Source organism: Alcanivorax sp. HI0083 (assembly GCF_001635175.1).
In genome coordinates this window covers 1-723 of the sequence record NZ_LWFX01000296.1, presented here as the reverse complement: position 1 = coordinate 723, position 723 = coordinate 1, and the positions used below count along the sequence as shown (strand labels likewise).

The 723-nt window shown below is 56.7% G+C and carries 1 protein-coding gene; it reads right to left on the bottom strand.

Translation table 11 applies throughout. The annotated features are described in order from the left end of the window. A partial coding sequence (locus A3754_RS03150) for a trypsin-like peptidase domain-containing protein (protein ID WP_197468416.1) occupies window positions 1-545 on the bottom strand: 545 nt, incomplete at its 3' end. Window positions 546-723: the final 178 nt, after the last annotated feature.

Genomic DNA, 723 nt, shown 5'->3' with positions numbered 1-723 from the left:
GCCAGCACCCATTCACCCACTTTCAGGTCGGCAGAGGAGCCGATATCCACCACGGGCAGATCACCGGCATCCACTTTCAGCAACGCCAGATCACTCTGTTCATCAGCCCCCACCAACTCGGCGGGCAGCTCACGGCGATCCTGCAGGCGCACCATGATCTCATCGGCTTCCGCCACCACATGGTTATTGGTCAGCACGTAACCATCTGCGGAAATGATAAAACCCGAGCCCAATGAGCGGGTATCTTCCTGCTCCGGCAACGACGGTATTTCACCTTCACCACCGAACTGTTCGAAAAAATGCTGGAAAAATTCAGGCAGCTGCTTGAGCTGATCTGCGGCAGAGGACTCATCCCGGTGCGTCACGGTGCTGATATTCACCACCGCCGGACCTTCCTTTTCGACCAGGCGAGTGAAATCAGGCAGACCGGTCACCAAAGGCTCACCGCGCTGGGCTGAAGGTTCAGAAGAAGGGTCGGAGCATGCCGCCAGTACGGCACTCAGGATTACAAGCCACACTGCTGCGAAACGATATCCTCGTCGCATTGAAGTCTCCTTTTATCAGGCCTTTTCGCGGCCTTTTATTGCGATGCAGGCTTAATCACCACAGCCTGACAACTATCGTCCCCGGATGGCATCAGGCGTGGCTGATAAGCCAGAGTATGCCCCGCGCGGCGGCTCATGGCACGATTGACCGCAAAACCGAGAAACAACCCCGCCATAC